This window comes from Solibacillus sp. FSL W7-1472 (assembly GCF_037969775.1).
In the GTDB taxonomy this organism is placed as follows: domain Bacteria; phylum Bacillota; class Bacilli; order Bacillales_A; family Planococcaceae; genus Solibacillus; species Solibacillus silvestris.
Genome location: NZ_CP150208.1, coordinates 2,380,063 through 2,399,609, shown reverse-complemented (window position 1 = coordinate 2,399,609; position 19,547 = coordinate 2,380,063). Strand labels below are relative to the sequence as shown.

Here is a 19,547-nt window from a genome sequence, read left to right as displayed (position 1 = left end):
ATTTTAGTACCTTTCAGAATACTTTGACAACAATTGCTATCCCTCGTACGATATTAATAAGTTACTAGAAGGGGTGGTAGTATGACGACGATTGAAAAAGCAAGACAACTCGATGAATTGGATGGACTACAGAAATATGCAGCAGAGTTTTATAAAAAAGAAGGACAGATTTACTTGGACGGCAATTCGCTCGGGTTATTGTCAAAGAGGGCGGAGCGGTCGGTGCATACACTGCTTAATTCATGGAAGGATTATGGCATTGACGGATGGACAAATGGGGAACATCCTTGGTTTTATTTATCCGAAAAGCTGGCGGCAATGTGCGCACCATTGATTGGCGCAAAAAGTGAAGAGGTAATTCTGACTGGTTCCACAACAACAAACTTGCACCAGCTGTTGGCTACGTTCTTCAAACCAACTGCGTCACGCTATAAAATATTGGCTGACGAACTGAACTTCCCGTCGGACTTGTATGCGATTGCCAGCCAAATTGCTTTGCACAATTTGCCTGAGAGCAGTATGAAGCTGATGAAAAGTGAAGACGGGCAAACGATTACGACAGAAGCCATCATCGAAGCGATGTCAGAGGATGTGGCAGTTGCGGTTCTGCCTGCTGTCTTATACCGCAGTGGCCAAGTGTTGGATTTGCAGGCGATTACGGAAGCCGCACATGAACACGGCATATTGGTTGGATTTGATCTATGCCATTCGATTGGTTCCGTTCCGCACCATCTTCATGAAATCGGCGCGGACTTTGCGTTTTGGTGCAATTATAAGCATTTAAACGGTGGTCCGGGCTCAGTAGCAGGATTGTACGTTCATGAGAAACATTTTGGAACAGCACCCGGATTGGCCGGATGGTTTGGCTCAGCAAAGGAAAAGCAGTTTGATTTAGATGTAACAATTACCGCTGCACCGCATGCCGGGGCTTATCAGATCGGTACACCGCATATATTGAGTCTGGCCCCGATTGAAGGCGCACTTTCACTGTTTGAAGAAGCAGGAATTGAAGCGATTCGTGAAAAATCACTCGCCCTAACACAATTTATGATGGATTGTATTGAGCAAGAATTGTCGAACACATTTACATTTGGAAATCCGCTTGACGAGACACGTGGCGGCCATCTGTTTTTAGTGCATGACGAGGCGGCAAGAATCTGCAAAGCATTAAAAGAATATGGCGTTGTACCGGATTTCCGTGCACCGAACGGCATCCGCCTGGCACCGGTTGCGCTGTATAATTCCTTTGAGGAGGTATGGCATTCAGTGCAGATATTAAAAGATATTGTCACAAACAAAACTTATGAGAAGTACGAAAATAAACGAGATATCATTGCATAAGGAGTGATTCAGTGGATAAACGTTCAATTTCGGATTTGCAGCATAAGCTAAAAGATGAAAAAGGGATTCATACAGATTTCCGTGAAGATATGACATACAGCGATTATTTAAGTCTGGCCCCACTTTTAAACAGTCAAAACCGTCTTTCCGACCATCATGATGAAATGCTTTTTATAATTATTCATCAAGTGAGCGAACTTTGGATGAAGCTGATCATTCATGAAATGCGCGGTGCGATTCGTGCGATTCAGCAAGGAGAGATGCAGCCAGCATTTAAGATGCTTGCACGTGTTTCGAAAATCCAAATGCAGATCATTCAGGCGTGGGATGTATTGGCAACGATGACGCCGGCCGAATATTTGCAGTTTCGTGATGAACTGGGGAAAGCATCGGGATTCCAAAGCTATCAGTACCGCTTAATTGAATTTGCACTCGGCTATAAAACACCGTATATACTCAAAATCTATGAAAAGGAACCGGACATTCTTGAAGTACTTAAAGAGGCGTATGATGCGCCAAGTATCTATGATGTGGCGATTCAGGCATTGGCAAAAGCAGGATTGCCAATAACTGAAGCTTTGCTAAACCGTGATTTTTCGGTAGTATATAGTGGTGACGATACTGTTGCCGCCGCATGGAAAACCGTCTATGAAAATATCGATACGTACTGGGATTTATATCAGCTTGGTGAAAAGCTCGTCGATATTGAAGATTCCTTGCAGCAGTGGCGTTTCCGTCATATGAAGACGGTCGAGCGCATTATTGGCTTTAAAGTGGGGACAGGTGGCTCATCAGGGGTCAATTATTTGCGAAAAGTGCTCGATCACCGCTTTTTCCCGGAGCTCTGGGATTTGCGGACAGCTTTATAGCTTAGTTTAGACAGATGAGTGGAGTGAGACAGATGGAGAAGAGTAAAGGACAGTGGTCAAGTAAATTAGGATTTGTTTTAGCGTCAGCTGGTGCAGCGATTGGGCTCGGAGCAATATGGAAAATGCCATATGTAGCCGGTCAAAGTGGAGGTGGCGCATTCTTCCTGATTTTTGTGCTGCTGACATTAATTATCGGGCTGCCAATGCTTTTATCGGAATATATTATCGGGCGTGCCACACAAAAAGAGGCAGTTACTGCCTATAAAGTATTGGCTCCGAATACGAAGGCCTGGGCTTGGATTGGCAAGCTCGGCATCATTGGCTGCTTCTTATTATTATCGTTTTACAGTGTAGTTGGCGGCTGGATTTTTGTTTACAGCGGAGTTTCGGTAGCCGGAAATGTAATTGCACCAGCTATGGAACCAGGGGCATTTTTCGGACAAGTGACAGGTACACCTTGGATTGCTTTACTCGGTTTGGGATTATTTACATTGGCCAATGTAGTGATCATTGCACTTGGTGTTCAAAACGGGATTGAAAAGGCAAATAAATTCATGTTGCCGTTACTGTTTATTATGTTCTTTATTTTAGTTGTAAGAGCCGTAACTTTGGACGGAGCAATGGAAGGAATTAAATTTTTCCTGTATCCGGACTTTTCGAACATTACCGGTGAATCAATATTATATGCGTTAGGGCAGTCATTTTTTGCACTGGCTGTTGGATTCTCATGTTTAGTTACATATAGTTCTTATTTAAAGAAAGATGTGAGCTTACCGAATTCAGCAGGTTCTGTTGTAGGACTGAGTATTTTTGTATCCCTCTTGGCGGGCTTAGCGATTTTCCCGGTTGTATTTGCATTTGATATGGAAGTGGCAAGCGGACCGCCATTACTGTTTATGGTATTGCCTGCAGCGTTCTCGCAAATGCCGTTTGGCGAACTGTTTTTAGCGTTGTTTTTAATTCTGTTTTTATTTGCGACATTAACGTCATCGTTTAGTATGTATGAAATTATCGTTGCTGCCATTATTGAAAAATGGAACATTAGCCGCGCGAAAATTACAATCATTATCGGTATCCTTGTATTTATCGCTTCGATTCCTTCAACATTAACGTACAGTTCATTAGGAGATGTTTCGATTTTTGGACGCAATATCTTTGATTTCACCGACTTTCTAGTGTCGAATATCATTTTACCGATCGGCAACTTGCTTATTGCGATATTTATTATGCATATTATGGATAAAAACCTCGTAAAAAGCGAGCTGTTGCAAGGAAGTAAAATGGGTGAAGGCTTTTACAAAACATATCGCTTTTTAATGACCTTCGTTGTACCGACAGTCATTGTCGTTGTGCTTGCATATTTAGTCATTCAATATTAGGGGTGAAGCCATGTGGATTGATATTACACAAACGATGCAAAACGGGATGCCGAACTGGCCGGGGGATACACCGTTTTCTTTTGAAGTCGGGATTTCGAAACAACAGACGGGCTCGGTCAATATCGGACGGATGACGACTTCGCTGCACACCGGTACACACGCAGATGCACCGTTTCATTTTAACAGTGAAGCTGAAACGATCGAGCAATTGGATGTAAATGTGTATATCGGCGACTGCGTGATTGTGGATTGCATTGGGCAGGAAAGGGTTACAGCTCAATCGCTGGAACCCTTTGATTTCCGTAGTGCAAAGCGTGTACTGCTTAAAACAATTGAACAGCTGAGTGCAGCATTTCCGCAAACTATTCCGGTTATTCATCCGAATGTAGCGCCATTTTTAAAGGAGCGCGGAGTAATATTGCTTGGCATAGACAATCCTTCCGTTGATCCATTGGACAGCAAGGAAGTATTGGCTCATCACAAGTTGTACGAACATGGCATTCATATTCTCGAAGGACTCGATTTAGGGCATGTTCAGCAAGGCCTTTATGAATTGATTGCATTGCCGCTTAAAATAGCAGGTGCTGACGGTGCACCTGTTCGTGCGGTCGTTCGAAAAAAGTTGATAGAGTGAAATAATAACAAGAAGCTCACGATTTTATGTCGTGGGCTTCTTTTGTAATAAAAATAAATTTCTTCGCGTTAAAAAAGTCCATTGAATAGTTTGATCTTGAGTTGTAATATATTCCTACAAAGTATTTTATTTGTAATCCAAAATTCCTAGGAGGGAAAAGCTTGAAGAAACGCAACGAAAAGGTTAATTGGATTCATCAATTAAATCTGTTTATTACGATTGGACTGGCTATTTTAATTGTTTCACCGCTTGTGATTGCAAACGGTTTTAGTAATTCAATTCCATATTTAATTGCAGGAACCGGAGTTATCTTATTATCGACGGTCAATTATTTCTTGGATATTTCTAATTTTGCCAAAGGACTAATTTTTGTACTGATTCCTGCATCTGTCGTATTTTTATTGTTCTATCTTGATGGGTATACAATCAATAAACATTATATGTTGTTTGTCACATTTATTATGGGAGCAATGTATTTTAATGAACGGTTGATTAAGACATTTTTACTGATTGTCAGTATCTTTTATATTTTCTTATACATAGCAGTGCCGGAAAATTTATTAGGGGTAAATGCCAATCTGGCCGTATTCATTACAGTATTTGTGAGTATGACCGGTTGTAACTATTTGCTTTACCGATTGACACAATGGGGCAACAAACTCGTGAAGGATGCCCAGGAAAAAGAGCGGGTAGCAAAAGAACTGTTGGAAAATTTAACATCAGTATTAAATAAAATCGATGAAGGTTCAATCCAGCTTGCACAAAATATTACACATGTAAATGAAAATGTGGGGACATTAAATGTTGCGAGCGAAACAATTTTACAGTCATCGAATCAAATGGCAGCAGCCATTCATAATGAAGCTGAAATGATTCAGCAAATTAATGAACAAATCATTTTATCTCATGAAAATATGGTAAAAACGAAAGAGTCTTCTAAATCGACTGTAAAGGATTCGAATGAAGTGCAAGAAGCGATTGAACGGAGCTGGAAGCAGGTGCACATTGTTACAGCTGATATGGCAACATTAAGCGACTCCATTGATTTAACGACAACGACAATTGACAATATGCAAGAGAGCCTTGCAAATGTAAACAATCTGCTAAATGGAATTAAAGCAATAGCGGATCAGACGAATTTACTGTCTTTAAATGCTTCAATAGAAGCAGCACGGGCAGGGGAGCATGGGAAAGGATTTGCCGTTGTTGCAGAAGAAGTGAAAAAACTTGCGGAAGAAAGTGCAAAAATCGCAACGAGTATTACCGTTGTTACACAGCAGTTGCTTGAGCGAGCAACAACTGCCCAGTTAAAAGCTTATGAAGGAAAAGAAGCAGTTCATTCAAGTGTTGGCACATTAAACGAAATTACAAGTTCATTTGATGAAATTAAACTATCATTTAATGATATACAAGGGAAACTTCATCTAAACATGTCGACAATTACACATACAAACGAGCTTGTTGAAAAAATAATGAATCAAATTGAAAATATGTCCGCTATTTCTGAAGAAAATGCTGCAATGACGGAAGAAATCGCAAGTTCAATAAATGAAGAGCATATCATGATGAAATCGATTGCGGATGCCAGTAATGAACTTCAGCAGCTACATAGTGAATTAGCGGAAATTACAAAACGCCAATAATAGTAAACCGCACATAAAAAGGAAGTGTCCAAAATAACCGGACACTTCCCTTTTTAGTTATTCTACTTCGATTGCAATACTGTCTGTCACATCACCGTTGCTAAAGCGCGCCATACTGGAAATGATATACATACCTTTTTCCAGTGGGGCATTAAAACGTGTCGATGTGGCAATTTCTTTATAATCATAATCATCAATCCATTGTTGAATGGAAACACTCGTTACATTTTGACTATATTGAAATTCCATTACTTCCCCTGGATGTACTTTTACGTAAGGGGTTTTCTGTGCAATTATAATTTCATGCGGGGCAGCCGTATCAACACACTCTGCTTCACCTGCAGAATGCCAGCAATAGCTACCGCGAACTGTTTCAATCACCTGTTCATTCGTTACTGCTGTTACGTCAGGTATTACCGTTACTTCATTTTGTGCCATAAAATAGCGGCCAATAATAACAAGGATAATTATAGCAATAATAAGAAATAAACGATTTACATTTTTCATCAGAATGTCTCACCTCAATGTGTTGTATAGGTACTTTGTTGTTTTCGAAAAACGAAAACTATCCCAATCAGCACCGCCAAATACAGTAAAAGTCCAACAGCCGCCCAATAGTTATGTTCACTCAAAATACCTACAACAAGTAAAAGGAAGGTTACACCAAATAACCCTACATAAATTCTTTTTGTAATCGTAAATTGGTTTTTGCTCCCTATGATAAACAGAATGCTATGTAGTAAAAAAAGGATAATCCATTCCCATTGTATTAATGGTTCGATATGAATCACTAAATTCATAATACAAAAACCGATCCCTGCAAGTACCGCATCTTTTGCTTTTCCATAATAAAAACAAAGAAATAGAAGTACACCGACTGTGAAACTGATCGTATATAAATCAGGAAGAGACAAGTAGAAAATTGAATTAATATCGAGCAAAGCCACAATTGTTGCTAATGTAATGACAAGCGGTCTTAAGCTGATCTTAAAAATCAGCAAAACAAATAAAACAAATAAAGCAAATGTGAGCAGCGCTGAAGCCAGCTCGAGATGTTCTATGCGTTGAGAAACGATATAAATTGAATGTGTGGATAAAGCAAACAGAAAAAAGAGTAGGATGCTTTTCGAATCATTGTTCATAAACTTTCCTCAGTTCCGAATAAGTTTGAAGAGAGGGCATAAAGAATAAAAACTATGCAAATCGCGAAGGAATTTGCATAGTTTTTATAAAAAAAGTGGAATTAGTAAAACTAGACATGCCTCTATCTACATCTTACTAAAATTTGAAATATAAGTCTATTTAAAATTTTCCTGCTATGTGATAATGAGGTTGCGCAAAATAGTCATAACGTTATGGTGAAACGAGGAAAAGAATGAAGCAAAATATTTATGATAATGACTTGTTTTTCAAAGGATATGAAGAAATTCGAAATCGGAAATTTAATTATAACAATTTGCTGGAGCGGCCCAATTTTATAGCACTAATGCCGGATATAAAAGGGAAAGTCTTATTGGATTTAGGCTGTGGAAAAGGTGAGTTTGCAAATGACTGTGTTGTAAACGGGGCACAGTATGTTGATGCAATCGATATTTCAGGTAACATGATTGCCGCAGCAAAAAAGCGATATAAAAGTAATCGTCTTAACTTTCAACAAATATCAATTGAAGATATTATCTTGCAGGAATCGAATTATCATCTTATAACAAGCGCATTGGCACTTCATTATGTAGCGGATTTTGAAGGGGTCATTGAAAAGGTAACCAGGGCATTGTGTCCAGAAGGAATTTTCCTTTTCTCCATCGAGCACCCGATTTCAACAGCTAATAAAGGTGTGGAACAATGGATTACAGATAAGAAAGAAACACCCTCGCATTTTGCAGTTTCACGTTACCAAGATGAGGGAAAACGAACACAGAACTGGCTTGTTGACAATGTCGTAATGTACCATCGTAGAATCGAAACAATTATAAACACACTGATCAACAACGGGTTACAAATAGAAAAGTTAGTGGAGCCAATGCCAACAGACGAAGCAATCGAATTACTTCCAAGCTTACAAAAAGAACAGCATCGTCCTTCCTTTATAATCTTAAAGGCGAGAAAGGCAAAATGAAAAATAAAGCGCAGAAATCAATCTGCGCTCCTTTTTTTATATTAGTGCTTATATTGACTAGTTATCAAAACGGTCATCGTCTAAATCTTCTTCGTACTTAATAATGTCGCCTGTTTTTGCATCGATTTCAAAATCGTACTCCATTTTACCGTTACGGATTTCAATCTCATAGATCAGACGGTTGTCATCTTCATCCAATTCCAGGTCCGTTAAGGTACCTTTTGCTTTCGCTTGAGCAATTTCAATTGCCTGCTTTTCCGTGATAACAGCAGAAGTGTTCGATGAATCCGTTCCTTTTACTGTATCATCGTTTTTTTCGGTATTTTCCGCTGTAACTGTACGAATGTTTTCACGTTCTGTTACAACCGCTTTACCTGTACCTGCATTCACTTCAACCTCAATTTTTTCATTGTCTTTTAAGATGTCAATTTCATAATGTGGTGTACGATCATCTCGATCATATTCAAAACCAATAATTTCACCGTTTAATTGTTTTAACGCAATTTTCTTTGCTTCACCAGCTGAAATACTTGGGTTGTTTTCTGCTTGCGCAAATAAATCGGACTGTGCGAATACAGCGCCTCCACCAATTGCTACTAGTAATGCCGGGATTGCTAAAAATTTTTTATTCATATTTACTCGCTCCTTTTCTTGTTTGTAATGTCAGTATAACGAGCGAATATGAAAACGGTCTGAGAGAATTATTAGAAATTGATGAGAAAACTAATCATCATATTGAATTACGATAATTTCGCCGGTAATGGCATGGACTTGAACGATGACATCATCTTCCTGTTCAATCTCCACAAAATAGACGCCGCCTTCAGCGTTACCTTCAAATTCCACTGAATCAACTTCACCAGGTACTTCCTTTAATGCAATATCGACCACCTGTTGTTCAGACAGTAATGGCTTTGTTGTTTTTTCAACTGGCTTACTTGTAGATGTTTGATCTTCTTTTGATACTTCCGAATTATTTTGCTCATCTTGCTTTTTTTCATTTTTATGAATGAGCTTCAAATCGGAAAATTGCCCAGTAACGGCATTTATATTCACTTCAAAAATCGAACCATCTTTATTGAACGAAGCGATAAAATGATCTTTTTCTTTCACCAATGTTTGGACTTCCGCATTATAAATATCTTTAATCTTCACTTCCAGTTCATTCGTGTTCAGCTCATTCGGTGTTGATAATTGCTTGACTGTTAGTGTAATGAAAAATCCAATGAGAATGACGGCGATGCATAGGGTAATCCATTTAGCTTTCATGTTGTGCACCTCCTGAAAGTGGAACAATGAGTAAAATCGTAGTTCCTTTTCCTAGTTCACTGTCAATGGAAACTTCGGCATTCAGACGATCGGCGAGTTCCTTTGCAATCGAGAGGCCAATGCCGGTGCCACCGGTTTTCCGGTTACGGTCTTTATCAACCCGGTAAAAACGATGGAACAAATTCGGAAGGTCCTCTTGAGGTATACCAACACCAAAATCCTGAATAGAGATATGCAGATCATTTTTCACAGAAGCGTGAATTTTAATGACATCGTCACTGTATTTTCGTGCATTATCAATAAATAGAAAAAGCAGCTGTTTTAATTTTGCTTCATCCGTTGTAATGTCAACATCAGGAATATTAACGTGAATCTCACGATGATAGGCAGTTTTTATACTTTGAACAATCTGATCGATAAAAGGCTGTAATGCAAATGTCGTCATATTGATTTTCGTCATTTCATTTGTTTTTGCCAATGCGAGCATTTGTTCAATCATGGCCTTCATATTGGTAGTTTCCTTTAAAATCGCTTCCAACGCTTCTTCCGTAATTTTTGCGTCTTGTGTGCCACGGCGTTTTAACAGTTTTGTATAACTTTCAATGACCGTTAACGGTGTTTTCAGTTCATGTGAAGCATTGCCGACAAATTGCTGCTGTTTGTCATGGGCATCTTCCAACTGTGCCATTAAATGATTGTACGTCGTTGCCATTTGTGCTATTTCATCGTTCGATTGCTTGCGGGTGGGAATCTGTTCATAGCTGGACTGCTGAATATTTTTTTCCATCGTCGACGTTAGCTGCAAAACGGGTTTTACGATCAGTTGAACAAATAGCTGGCTCGCCAAATAAATCGGAATGAGTGCAACAAGTGTCATCAAAACTAATATAATTAACAGTCGATTCATATTATCGGTAATGGTCGGCAATGGCTGGATCAGCTTTGCCTCGGCAATTTCATCATTCGGCAAAATGATTGGAGTAGCAAGTGCGATATGAGGGACATCATGTATTGTTTTTTCCGTATAATGCTGTGCCGGATCAAGTTTAAAATCAATTTGCTCCGAGGTTTTTTGAAGACGGATTAATGGTTTACCCGTATTATCATCAATCTCACGAACGATGATCGCTCCATCAGTCGGGAGATATGCCCCGAAAATCGAATCAATTCCATCCATGGATTCAAGTGCGCTTATTGCTGTTGTCAACTCATTTGCCCGTGCCTGTAATTGCTCTGCCTCTGTGGAAAAGGCAAACTCTTTATACAAATAATAAATGCCTGTAAAACTGCCGATTAAAATAACCGAAGTCAATAACATGGAAAACAGATTTACTTTTGTATTAAGTTTCATTTGACGCTTCCTTTAACACATAGCCAACACCGCGAACTGTATGTAGTAGTGGCGGTAAATTCAGATTTACCTCTAGTTTTTGACGCAAATAACGGACATATACATCGACAACATTTGTATCACCATAATAGTCATATCCCCAAACCGCATTCAGCAGCTGTTCACGTGACTGTACAAGTTTAGCGTGCTTCATAAAATGCAGCAGCAAGTCAAACTCACGAGGAGTCAAATCAATTTGAAGCGCGTTTCTTGTGACTTCTCGGGTTTGCTCATTTAATGATAAGTCCTGAAATGTGTGGACAGACGATGATGTTGGTTCTGGAGCAGATTTGTGCGAAAATCGCAATGCAACACGAATTCGTGCAAGCAGTTCATCGAATTCAAACGGCTTTGTTATATAGTCATTTGCCCCGTAATCAAGCCCTGTCACTTTATCTTCAATATTGCTTTTAGCAGTCAGTAAAAGAACGGGAACCGTTTCATTATGTTTGCGAATTCGTTTCAGCACTTCCAGGCCGTTCAGCTCCGGAAGCATCACATCAAGCAATACTAAATCATATTCGTCTTCATGAAATTTTAGCAAACCGTCCGTACCGGTATTGGCAATTGTTGTTTCATAGCCTTCAAACCCTAACTCCAGTTGTAATACACGCGCGATCTGCTGTTCATCTTCCACAATCAAAATTTTAGACATGCAAAACACCCACTTCTATCTGTTTTGTATCCATCGTATTGTAAAAGAGGCGGTATTGGCAATGGAGAAACGTTATTCGGTGAAAAATGATCAGAAAGGGGTAGCGATGCTTGGGATAAAACTTCCATTTCATGTTACTCTATTTACAGGGGGTGTAAAATAATGGATTATAGTGAATTGAAAAATTTTAAGCTGCGCTATTTTATACTGTTTGGGATTGGTATATTTATAGCGAGCTTTATCTTGTTATTTTTAATCGATATCCCAGCAAGTGAGGAATGGGTTACATTTTTTGTTTCGGTCAGCTGTTTCATGTACTTGCTGCATCAAACAAAAAAATGGAATTTCTCGTTTAATGAACAGCCGATTCATACTACGATGACAAAAGGGCGCTGGGCAAAATATTTATCGATTACCGCTAGCTTCCAATTGATTACCGTTGTATTTACAACAATCCTATTCACGATTGTGTATCTTATTTTTGAAGAGCATATACGGGAACTGTTTTCATTCTTTCCGATGCTGAATTTGGATGAAGTACAGTCATCATTTCTCGTTTACGTATTATTCTTTATTAATATTTGCATTCTTGCCCCCATATATGAGGAGATGTTATTTAGAGGGATCTTGCTTCGCCGTTTCACCTTGAGATGGAGTCCGCAAAAGAGTATTATTATTTCCTCTCTTATATTTGGTGTTATCCACCTTAACCCAATCAATGTCGTATTTGCCTTTGCATTAGGATGCGTGCTTGGCTACGCGTATTTAAAAACGAAAAATATCGTGATACCAATGCTATTACATAGCTTTAATAACTTCTTGGCATATCTCCAGTTTGTCTATACAAATCAAACGACAAAACTTGATTTACCGACAACAGAAGCAGCCCAGCAGGAATTGATGATAAACGTGGCGTTCTTTTTCATTTTGGCGGCCTTTATTATTTTCTTACTCGTCAAATACTATAAAAACTTTTGTCAGTTAAAAAATCCGGCACCAATAATGGAGGAGCAAACCGATAAAGAAATGATTTAGCAGTTTTAGGCCATAATAAAAATCGCCCTTTTTGCTGTATAAGGCAAAAAGGGCGATTTTTTCTAGGTAAATTTGAAATTATACGTTCAGCATTTTTCCGAACACACCTTGAGTTTCAATTAATTCTCGGCGATTTCCTTGTTCGATGATTTTCCCTTGATTTAAGACGATAACATAGTCGACTTTGCGAATTGTATTCAGGCGGTGGGCGATGATAAAACTTGTACGGTCTTCCATCAGTTTTTCAAGTGCTTCCTGAATATGGAGCTCTGTCACGGTATCAATACTACTTGTCGCTTCATCCAATAATAAAATTTTCGGATCGGCTACAAAGGCACGGGCGATCGATAACAGCTGTTTTTGTCCTTGAGAAATCTGGCTGCCGTCTGCACTTAAAATCGTGTCGTATTTTTCCGGCAGCTTATCGATAAATGTGTGGGCATTCGCTTTTTTAGCAGCTTCATATATTTCTTCATCTGTTGCATCGAGCTTCCCGTAGCGGATATTATCTTTGATCGACATTTCAAATAGGAACGGATCCTGCAAGACAAATGCCATTTGACTGCGCAAACTCGCTTTTGAAATCTCTTCTATTTCCATATCATCAAATACAATCTTCCCGTCCGTTTTCTCATAAAGTCCGGTCAATAGCTGCATAATCGTTGTTTTCCCGGCACCGGTTTGACCGATTAATGCAACTGACTGCCCGGATCTCACTTCAAAGGACACATTTGACAGAGTAGGGGAGGAAGCTTGTGCATCATATTGGAAAGAAACGTTTTGAAAACGCACATTCCCGAGAAGTTCCACATTTTCCCCGTCAATTTCATCTTCTTTTTCATCCATGATCAAGAAAACACGTTCCGCCCCTGCTAATGCGGAAAGGACGGTGTTGAACTGGTTGGCCAAATCATTTAAAGGACGCGTAAACTGTCTAGCATACTCCGTGAAAATAATAATAGTCCCGATTGAAATATGGCCGTAATAGGCAAATAAACCACCGGCCAACGCAACAATCGCAAAGCTTAAACTGTTCAACGTGTTCATGACTTTCGGGATAAACCCGGAATACGTTAATGCCCAGAATCCGACCGTGCGAATGCGTGTATTTTTCTCGTCAAATTGACGTAGCATTTCCGTTTCCTGTGAAAAGGCTTTAACGACATGCTGACCGGTAATGGATTCTTCAATTAATCCGTTCATTTCCCCAATCGCTGCCTGCTGCTGTTTAAATAGCAGGCTTGTGCGTTTTGTTATCCAGCGCATCCCGTAAAACATAAGCGGTACGATAAGCATTGTAATAAGTGTCAATAATGGACTTAGCCAAAGCATGACGGCAACCGTACCTGTTAATGTCAAAATACTTGATACAACTTGGATAAAGGCGCTATTTAACGTTGAGCTGATTGTTTCGATATCATTTGTCGCGCGGCTCATTAATTCCCCATGCTTTCGTTTATCGAAAAAGCGGAGAGGGAGCTTGAAAAAGTGTCCGTATAGCTGTGTACGAATTCGGAATACAGTTTGTTGGGCGATGCTGACCATCCAATAGTTTTGGAAATAGCTCGCGAAACTGTAAAGTAAATAAATGACCGCCAGCCCGTATAGCCAGTATGAAAGCTGGCTTAGCGAACTGCCATCAATAAACTGGTCGATGAGCCGTCCAATGATGAACGGTCCGACTAATGCAAAAGCTGAGCTTAATACGACAAGCAGTAAAACGATAAACAGGAGCATTTTCTGTTCGGCTACAAAATCGAAAATACGTTTCAATGTATACGTCCAGTTTTGCGCGCGTTCACCTTTTTTCTTCTTACCGCTTGCATTTTTGATTTGTTCTTTTGTAATGATCGGTTCATAGTTGAAAAACTTCATTCGGCAAGCACCTCCTGCTGTGAAGCAACAATTTTCGCATACAATTCGTTCGTTGCCATTAATTGTTCATGTGTGCCAAATCCGTGCAGTTGGCCTTCGTCAATGAGCAGTATGCGGTCAGCCGTTTGTGCAGTCTGTATTTTTTGAGTTACTACGAGCATGGTGATGGCCTCCTGATCAAGCGCCTCCCATAGTTTCTGCTCTGTCGCAACATCCAGAGCTGAAGTACTGTCATCTAAAATAAGTAACGATGCCGGTTTTAACAGGGCACGGGCAATTGCAAGTCGCTGTTTCTGCCCACCTGATAAGTTGATACCGCGCTGTCCAATCATCGTCTCATACTGTTCGTCAAAGCTTTCGATAGAGTGATGGATTTGCGCTTTTTTTGTCGCGTCAATAATTTGCTCGATAGTTGCATCATTTTGTCCCCAGCGTAAATTGTCCACAATCGTACCCGAAAACAGGAGGGATTGCTGCGGGACATAGGAAATCGAACGACGCAACTGCTGCAATGGGATATCCTTTATATTTTGATCGTTAATATAAATGTCTCCACTGTTCGGTTCGTAAAAATGCTCGACCAATTGTAAAATAGTCGATTTTCCTGAACCGGTAGCCCCCATTATGGCAATTTTTTCGCCCCTGCCAATTGAAAATGACAGGTTTTGAAGCGTATACTGCTCCGTTGTTGGATAACGGAATGAGACATTGTCAAAATGAATCGAAAAGTCTTCAAGAAGAGGAGCTTCATTTTTCTGTACTTCCTCTATGCCTTCCTCGACATTTAAAATCTCTTCGATGCGCTCAGCAGACGCTTTGGCACGGGCATAGGCAATAATAATAAATGAAAATATAGAAAACGATGCCGTCATACGGAATGCATAGTTAATAATAGCGGCCAAATCACCGGCAAGAATCTCATTGTCCCGGATCGCATCTGCACCAACCCAAATAACAATGAGCAGACTAATATTCATAACAAACTGAAGCACGGGCAATGCAATTTCCATAACACGTGTCGCTTTGATCGTGTCAAATTTCAAGTTTTCTGCAACGCTTAAAAAGCGGTTTTCTTCATATTGACCACGCATATACGCTTTAATCAATCGGACAGCCTGCAGTCCTTCCTGAAGCTGACGATTCACAAAATCAAGTCGCTGTTGTACTTGTGCGAACAGCTTGATTCCGACTGATACCATCCATACGAGGAAGATGAGCAGAAACGGAAAGCTGACACATAAAATGAGCGCAAGCTTCGCATTAATAACAAACGCCATAATAAGCGAACCAACCGTCATTAACGGTGCTTTCATTGCAATCCGCAGCATCATAAAGACAATGTTCATCGTTTGTGTAACATCGCTTGTCAGACGTGTAATAAGTCCGGAAGTTGGGAAAGTCAAGTAGGTCGCCATCGTCAGTGATTGTATTTTACTGTACAATGCTTTCCGTAGATCGAAACCGAAACTATGGGCGACATGCGCGGAGAAGAAGGAGTTGAGTACTCCGCTTATGAAAGAGAATAGGGCTAAAGCAAATAAACAGCCACCCCAAAATGCGACATTATGTAAATTTTCTTCAAGAAGGCCTTCATTAATCATTCTCGCCATGAATAGCGGCTGGATCAGATCGCTCGCAAGTTCCAATAGCATGAGAAAAAAGGCGATTGCTGCTGGCCATTTATAGCGCCTCATAAATTGAAAAATCGTTTTCATTTGTTAACTCCTTATAATGAATTCACTGAATTTTAACTCTATTATGCCATTTCGTCTAACGGAACTCAATGAAAATATTTCGAGACTCTAAATATATGGTAGGCGTCAAAAAAGGGAGTTATCGTAAAAGTAATTTCCCTTTTACATAACTCCCCGAATCTTTAATTAATCATGTACTAATGTTTGTGCAATAGCCGGGTTTTTCTCGACTTCATGCAGTTTTTTGAAAGAGGCGATCGCTACTTCCACCATCTCGTCTTTCGGTTCTTTTGTTGTTAACAGTTGCAGCCATAATCCAGGATAGCCTAGGTAACGTAAAACCGGAATTTCACGAACGGCATTTGTCGCTTGTAATACTTCAAAAGAAATACCGATTACAACCGGGATTAGTAAAATACGGCTTACAAGACGAACCCAAAGTGGATCAACAGGTACGAAGAAATATGTAAACATACCTACAATTACGGTAAATAAAATAAAGCTTGAACCGCAACGATAATGAAGTCGTGATTGTTTTTGAACATTTTCCACCGTTAAGTCAAGGCCTGCTTCATAGCAATTAATTACTTTATGTTCAGCTCCGTGATATTGGAATACCCGCTTAATCAACGGCGTCATCGAAATAATCTGCAAATAGCCAAGAAGCAAAATTAATTTAAAGCCGGTTTCAATAAAAATTTGAACGGTTTTTCCTGGGAACCAAGGTTTTAAAAATTCTGCCAGAAACATCGGCACTAATGTAAAGATAAACTTACCGAATAGAAACGAGAGTACACCAATAACGGCTACACCTAATATCATCATTAACTTCGATGGCTCTTCACCACTGTTTTCCTCTTCTTCGCCTGGTGTAACATCATAGCGGTCAGAAGCAAATTGCAAATGGCGCGACCCAAAGCCTGCCGATTCGATTAGTGCGACAACCCCACGAACGAAAGGAATTTTTTTTAGCTTTTGAAAAATTGGCTTTTTCTCTTTTTTTACATGGAAATAATCGATGGAATCGTCATTTCGACGGATTGCCGTTACCATATGATCTTGACCAGTGAACATAACACCTTCTAAAAGCGCTTGCCCACCATATACTGGCGCATTATTACTCACTTGCTCGACACCACTCTCTTATAAAATTTCAATCTATTTTTAAGGCGGGAGAATGGAGTCTATCCATCTCTTGTCTTTGTTGTACCCTCATATTGTACTAAATTTTGGAGAAAAGCACTATTCATTCGAATAGTTTTTTTACAATCGGTCATACTGAGACAAAAAAAGGAGTTTTTGTCATGCATCTGTTTGTCACTGCATTATTTACATCATTTATTGTGACAGTAGGCTTAAAAGGCTTGCACTTATTTAATTTTATTAAATGGCATCCGGTATCATTTCTAAAAAAATTGGAATGGTTCGAATGGACGGCATTCGAGCGATGGGTTATTTTATTTTTAATGATAGCGATTGTTGCTTTTTTATTATTGGTCGTAACACAGCTTCTCGTTATGGTGCCTCCTTTTTTACTTTCACTTATTTTGGGAATTGTCATGGCAGCATTACTCGAATGGAAAATCTTAAATCTACCTATTGAATTGTCATCAATCAAAAAATTCTCCATCCCATTTTTTATTGTAATTTTAATAGCGATGCGCTTGATTGTTGAAACGGCCAGGTACCGTACAAAGACATTATTTCGTTAGTCGAAAGTATTGATGTCTGAAAAGTCTGTGATAAAATAGGGACAGTATAAAAAGAAGCGTTCACAATGAAGCAGCTTGTATTAAAGGTCCCTTTTACCACCTTGGAAAGTGTAATTTAAAGGGTTTAAAGACATAGGAGTATTGCATCGCGTAACGCCAAAGTTTCTGTGATTGAAAGCAGGACAAATTTGTAGATTCGCCAATTAAATGGCCATCTGCAAGTTTTTACTACACTAAAAAGGGGAATGAGAACAGATGAAACTTACTAAACTACGTCAAGCACTAATCGAGAACAATGTCGAAGCAATACTCATTACAAATGAATACAACCGCCGTTATATGACAGGCTTCACTGGTACATCAGGTGTTGCAGTTGTTTCCCAGCAGGATGCCGTTTTTATTACAGATTTCCGCTATACAGAACAAGCTTCAGAGCAAGTAAAGGAATTCCGTGTCGTTCAGCATAGCGGTCCGATCCATGATGAAGTGGCAAAACAAGTGGCGGCAATGGGTGTAAAATCATTGGCATTTGAAAAAGATGCCATGCAATATGGTACATATGAAGTATATAATTCGGCAGTGAATGTTTATTTCGTGCCAGTTTCCGGTTTAATTGAAAAAATTCGCTTGATTAAGACTGAAGAAGAGATTAATATTATTAAGGTTGCATGTGAAATTGCAGACAATGCATTTACACATATTTTAAATTTCATCAAGCCTGGCATTACAGAGCTTGACGTATCGAATGAATTAGAATTTTTCATGCGTAAACAAGGTGCTACAAGTTCTTCTTTTGATATTATTGTTGCAAGCGGATTGCGTTCGGCATTGCCGCACGGTGTTGCGACAAACAAAATTATTGAAACGGGCGATTTTGTAACACTTGATTTTGGTGCTTACTATAATGGTTACATTTCGGACATTACACGTACAATCGCTGTAGGCCAACCTTCAGAGAAGTTGGTAGAAATGTACAATGCTGTGCTCGAGTCTCAGCTTCTTGCGCTTGAAAAAGTTGGTCCGGGCATGACAGGGATTGAAGCGGATGCTGTAGCACGCGATTATTTAAAATCAAAAGGCTTAGGTGAAGCATTTGGTCACTCAACAGGTCACGGTATCGGCCTTGAAGTGCATGAAGGACCTGGGTTATCATTCCGTTCAAATACGGTCCTGGAGCCTAATATGGTTGTAACAATTGAACCGGGCGTCTACATTCCTGGAATTGGTGGCGTTCGAATTGAGGACGATATTTTAATCACAAAAACGGGTAATGAAGTACTAACACATTCGACTAAAGAATTAATCATTTTATAATTTGGAGGAAATAATTCATGATCTCAGTAAACGATTTCCGTACAGGTTTAACAATTATCGTTGACGGTAACTTATTCCGCGTACTAGAATTCCAACACGTAAAACCAGGTAAAGGTGCTGCATTCGTACGTTCTAAATTACGTAACCTACGTAACGGCAACGTAACAGAAAAAACTTTCCGTGCTGGTGAAAAAGTAGAAAAAGCAATGATCGAAAATCGCAAAATGCAATATTTATATGCACAAGGTGATGAGCACGTATTCATGGATTTAGAGTCATATGACCAAACAACATTAGCTGCTGCTCAAATCGAAGAAGAACTTTACTACTTATTAGAGAACATGGAAGTTCATATCCAAACATATCAAGGCGAAATGTTAGGTCTTGAATTACCAAACACAGTAACGTTAGAAGTTGCTGAAACTGAGCCAGGCATCAAAGGCGATACAGCTTCAGGCGGTTCAAAACCAGCAAAAATGGAAACTGGCTTAATGGTAAACGTGCCATTCTTCGTTAACCAAGGTGATAAATTAATTATTAACACAACTGAAGGCACTTACGTTTCACGCGCATAGTCTTCTTGAAAAATTAAAAAAACATGCTGAAGGCAATTGCTTTCAG

19 protein-coding genes are annotated in these 19,547 nt (G+C 39.5%); 10 read left to right on the top strand and 9 right to left on the bottom strand.

The window, feature by feature from the left end; genetic code table 11:
- The first annotated feature begins 81 nt into the window (after positions 1-81).
- The 5 genes from kynU (at position 82) to MKY07_RS11900 (ending at position 5,866) form a co-directional block, all read left to right on the top strand.
- Positions 82-1,341 (top strand): kynureninase, encoded by a 1,260-nt coding sequence (gene kynU / locus MKY07_RS11920; protein ID WP_339262349.1) that lies wholly within the window; start codon positions 82-84, stop codon positions 1,339-1,341.
- Between the two features lie 11 nt (positions 1,342-1,352).
- Complete coding sequence (kynA, locus tag MKY07_RS11915) at positions 1,353-2,210, top strand: tryptophan 2,3-dioxygenase (protein WP_008404304.1); 858 nt, start codon at positions 1,353-1,355, stop codon at positions 2,208-2,210.
- A gap of 32 nt (positions 2,211-2,242) precedes the next feature.
- Positions 2,243-3,589 carry a sodium-dependent transporter gene (locus MKY07_RS11910; protein WP_339262346.1) on the top strand — a complete coding sequence of 449 codons (1,347 nt, stop codon included), beginning with the start codon at positions 2,243-2,245 and terminating at the stop codon, positions 3,587-3,589.
- A 10-nt stretch (positions 3,590-3,599) separates the two neighbouring features.
- The gene (gene kynB / locus MKY07_RS11905; protein WP_339262345.1) at positions 3,600-4,223 is read left to right on the top strand and encodes an arylformamidase; all 624 of its coding nucleotides are present in this window, start codon (positions 3,600-3,602) and stop codon (positions 4,221-4,223) included.
- A 161-nt stretch (positions 4,224-4,384) separates the two neighbouring features.
- Positions 4,385-5,866, top strand: coding sequence for a methyl-accepting chemotaxis protein (locus MKY07_RS11900; protein ID WP_339262343.1), 1,482 nt, complete (start codon positions 4,385-4,387; stop codon positions 5,864-5,866).
- 57 nt (positions 5,867-5,923) lie between these two features.
- Here the strand turns inward: MKY07_RS11900 and MKY07_RS11895 are convergent, their stop codons facing one another.
- Together MKY07_RS11895 and MKY07_RS11890 are read right to left on the bottom strand one after the other, a co-directional pair.
- Complete coding sequence (locus tag MKY07_RS11895; protein ID WP_008404297.1) at positions 5,924-6,373, bottom strand: hypothetical protein; 450 nt, start codon at positions 6,371-6,373, stop codon at positions 5,924-5,926.
- A 14-nt stretch (positions 6,374-6,387) separates the two neighbouring features.
- Positions 6,388-7,008, bottom strand: coding sequence for a heat-shock protein (locus MKY07_RS11890; protein WP_339262341.1), 621 nt, complete (start codon positions 7,006-7,008; stop codon positions 6,388-6,390).
- A 233-nt stretch (positions 7,009-7,241) separates the two neighbouring features.
- Here MKY07_RS11890 and MKY07_RS11885 point away from each other — a divergent pair, with 233 nt between their 5' ends.
- Complete coding sequence (locus tag MKY07_RS11885) at positions 7,242-7,982, top strand: class I SAM-dependent methyltransferase (RefSeq protein ID WP_339262339.1); 741 nt, start codon at positions 7,242-7,244, stop codon at positions 7,980-7,982.
- A gap of 57 nt (positions 7,983-8,039) precedes the next feature.
- On the opposite strand, the gene MKY07_RS11880 is transcribed toward MKY07_RS11885, so the two are convergent.
- The 4 genes from MKY07_RS11880 to MKY07_RS11865 all read right to left on the bottom strand — a co-directional run bounded on the left by MKY07_RS11880 (position 8,040) and on the right by MKY07_RS11865 (position 11,296).
- Positions 8,040-8,615, bottom strand: coding sequence for a PepSY domain-containing protein (locus MKY07_RS11880; protein WP_339262337.1), 576 nt, complete (start codon positions 8,613-8,615; stop codon positions 8,040-8,042).
- 90 nt (positions 8,616-8,705) lie between these two features.
- Positions 8,706-9,251, bottom strand: coding sequence for a PepSY domain-containing protein (locus MKY07_RS11875; protein WP_339262336.1), 546 nt, complete (start codon positions 9,249-9,251; stop codon positions 8,706-8,708).
- Positions 9,241-10,602, bottom strand: coding sequence for a HAMP domain-containing sensor histidine kinase (locus MKY07_RS11870; protein WP_339262335.1), 1,362 nt, complete (start codon positions 10,600-10,602; stop codon positions 9,241-9,243). The genes MKY07_RS11875 and MKY07_RS11870 overlap by 11 nt, the downstream gene beginning before the upstream one ends.
- Complete coding sequence (locus MKY07_RS11865; RefSeq protein WP_008404288.1) at positions 10,592-11,296, bottom strand: response regulator transcription factor; 705 nt, start codon at positions 11,294-11,296, stop codon at positions 10,592-10,594. Before MKY07_RS11865 ends, MKY07_RS11870 begins: the two co-directional genes overlap by 11 nt.
- Positions 11,297-11,458: 162 nt before the next feature.
- On the opposite strand from MKY07_RS11865, the gene MKY07_RS11860 reads away from it, so the two are divergent.
- Positions 11,459-12,331, top strand: coding sequence for a type II CAAX endopeptidase family protein (locus MKY07_RS11860; RefSeq protein WP_339262332.1), 873 nt, complete (start codon positions 11,459-11,461; stop codon positions 12,329-12,331).
- Positions 12,332-12,409: 78 nt separating this feature from the next.
- On the opposite strand, the gene MKY07_RS11855 is transcribed toward MKY07_RS11860, so the two are convergent.
- The 3 genes from MKY07_RS11855 to MKY07_RS11845 form a co-directional block, all read right to left on the bottom strand.
- The gene (locus MKY07_RS11855) at positions 12,410-14,206 is read right to left on the bottom strand and encodes an ABC transporter ATP-binding protein (RefSeq protein WP_339262330.1); all 1,797 of its coding nucleotides are present in this window, start codon (positions 14,204-14,206) and stop codon (positions 12,410-12,412) included.
- On the bottom strand, positions 14,203-15,921 hold the full coding sequence (locus tag MKY07_RS11850) for an ABC transporter ATP-binding protein (RefSeq protein ID WP_065215695.1): 1,719 nt from the start codon (positions 15,919-15,921) through the stop codon (positions 14,203-14,205). The genes MKY07_RS11855 and MKY07_RS11850 overlap by 4 nt, the downstream gene beginning before the upstream one ends.
- A 165-nt stretch (positions 15,922-16,086) precedes the next feature.
- On the bottom strand, positions 16,087-17,025 hold the full coding sequence (locus MKY07_RS11845; RefSeq protein ID WP_339262329.1) for a DUF1385 domain-containing protein: 939 nt from the start codon (positions 17,023-17,025) through the stop codon (positions 16,087-16,089).
- Between the two features lie 179 nt (positions 17,026-17,204).
- Here MKY07_RS11845 and MKY07_RS11840 point away from each other — a divergent pair, with 179 nt between their 5' ends.
- The 3 genes from MKY07_RS11840 to efp all read left to right on the top strand — a co-directional run bounded on the left by MKY07_RS11840 (position 17,205) and on the right by efp (position 19,501).
- Positions 17,205-17,612, top strand: coding sequence for a DNA helicase (locus MKY07_RS11840; protein ID WP_339262328.1), 408 nt, complete (start codon positions 17,205-17,207; stop codon positions 17,610-17,612).
- 255 nt (positions 17,613-17,867) lie between these two features.
- Positions 17,868-18,926, top strand: coding sequence for a Xaa-Pro peptidase family protein (locus MKY07_RS11835; protein WP_339262327.1), 1,059 nt, complete (start codon positions 17,868-17,870; stop codon positions 18,924-18,926).
- A 17-nt stretch (positions 18,927-18,943) separates the two neighbouring features.
- Entirely contained in the window at positions 18,944-19,501 is a 558-nt protein-coding gene (efp, locus tag MKY07_RS11830; RefSeq protein WP_014823464.1) for an elongation factor P, read from the top strand.
- The last annotated feature ends 46 nt before the right edge of the window (positions 19,502-19,547 follow it).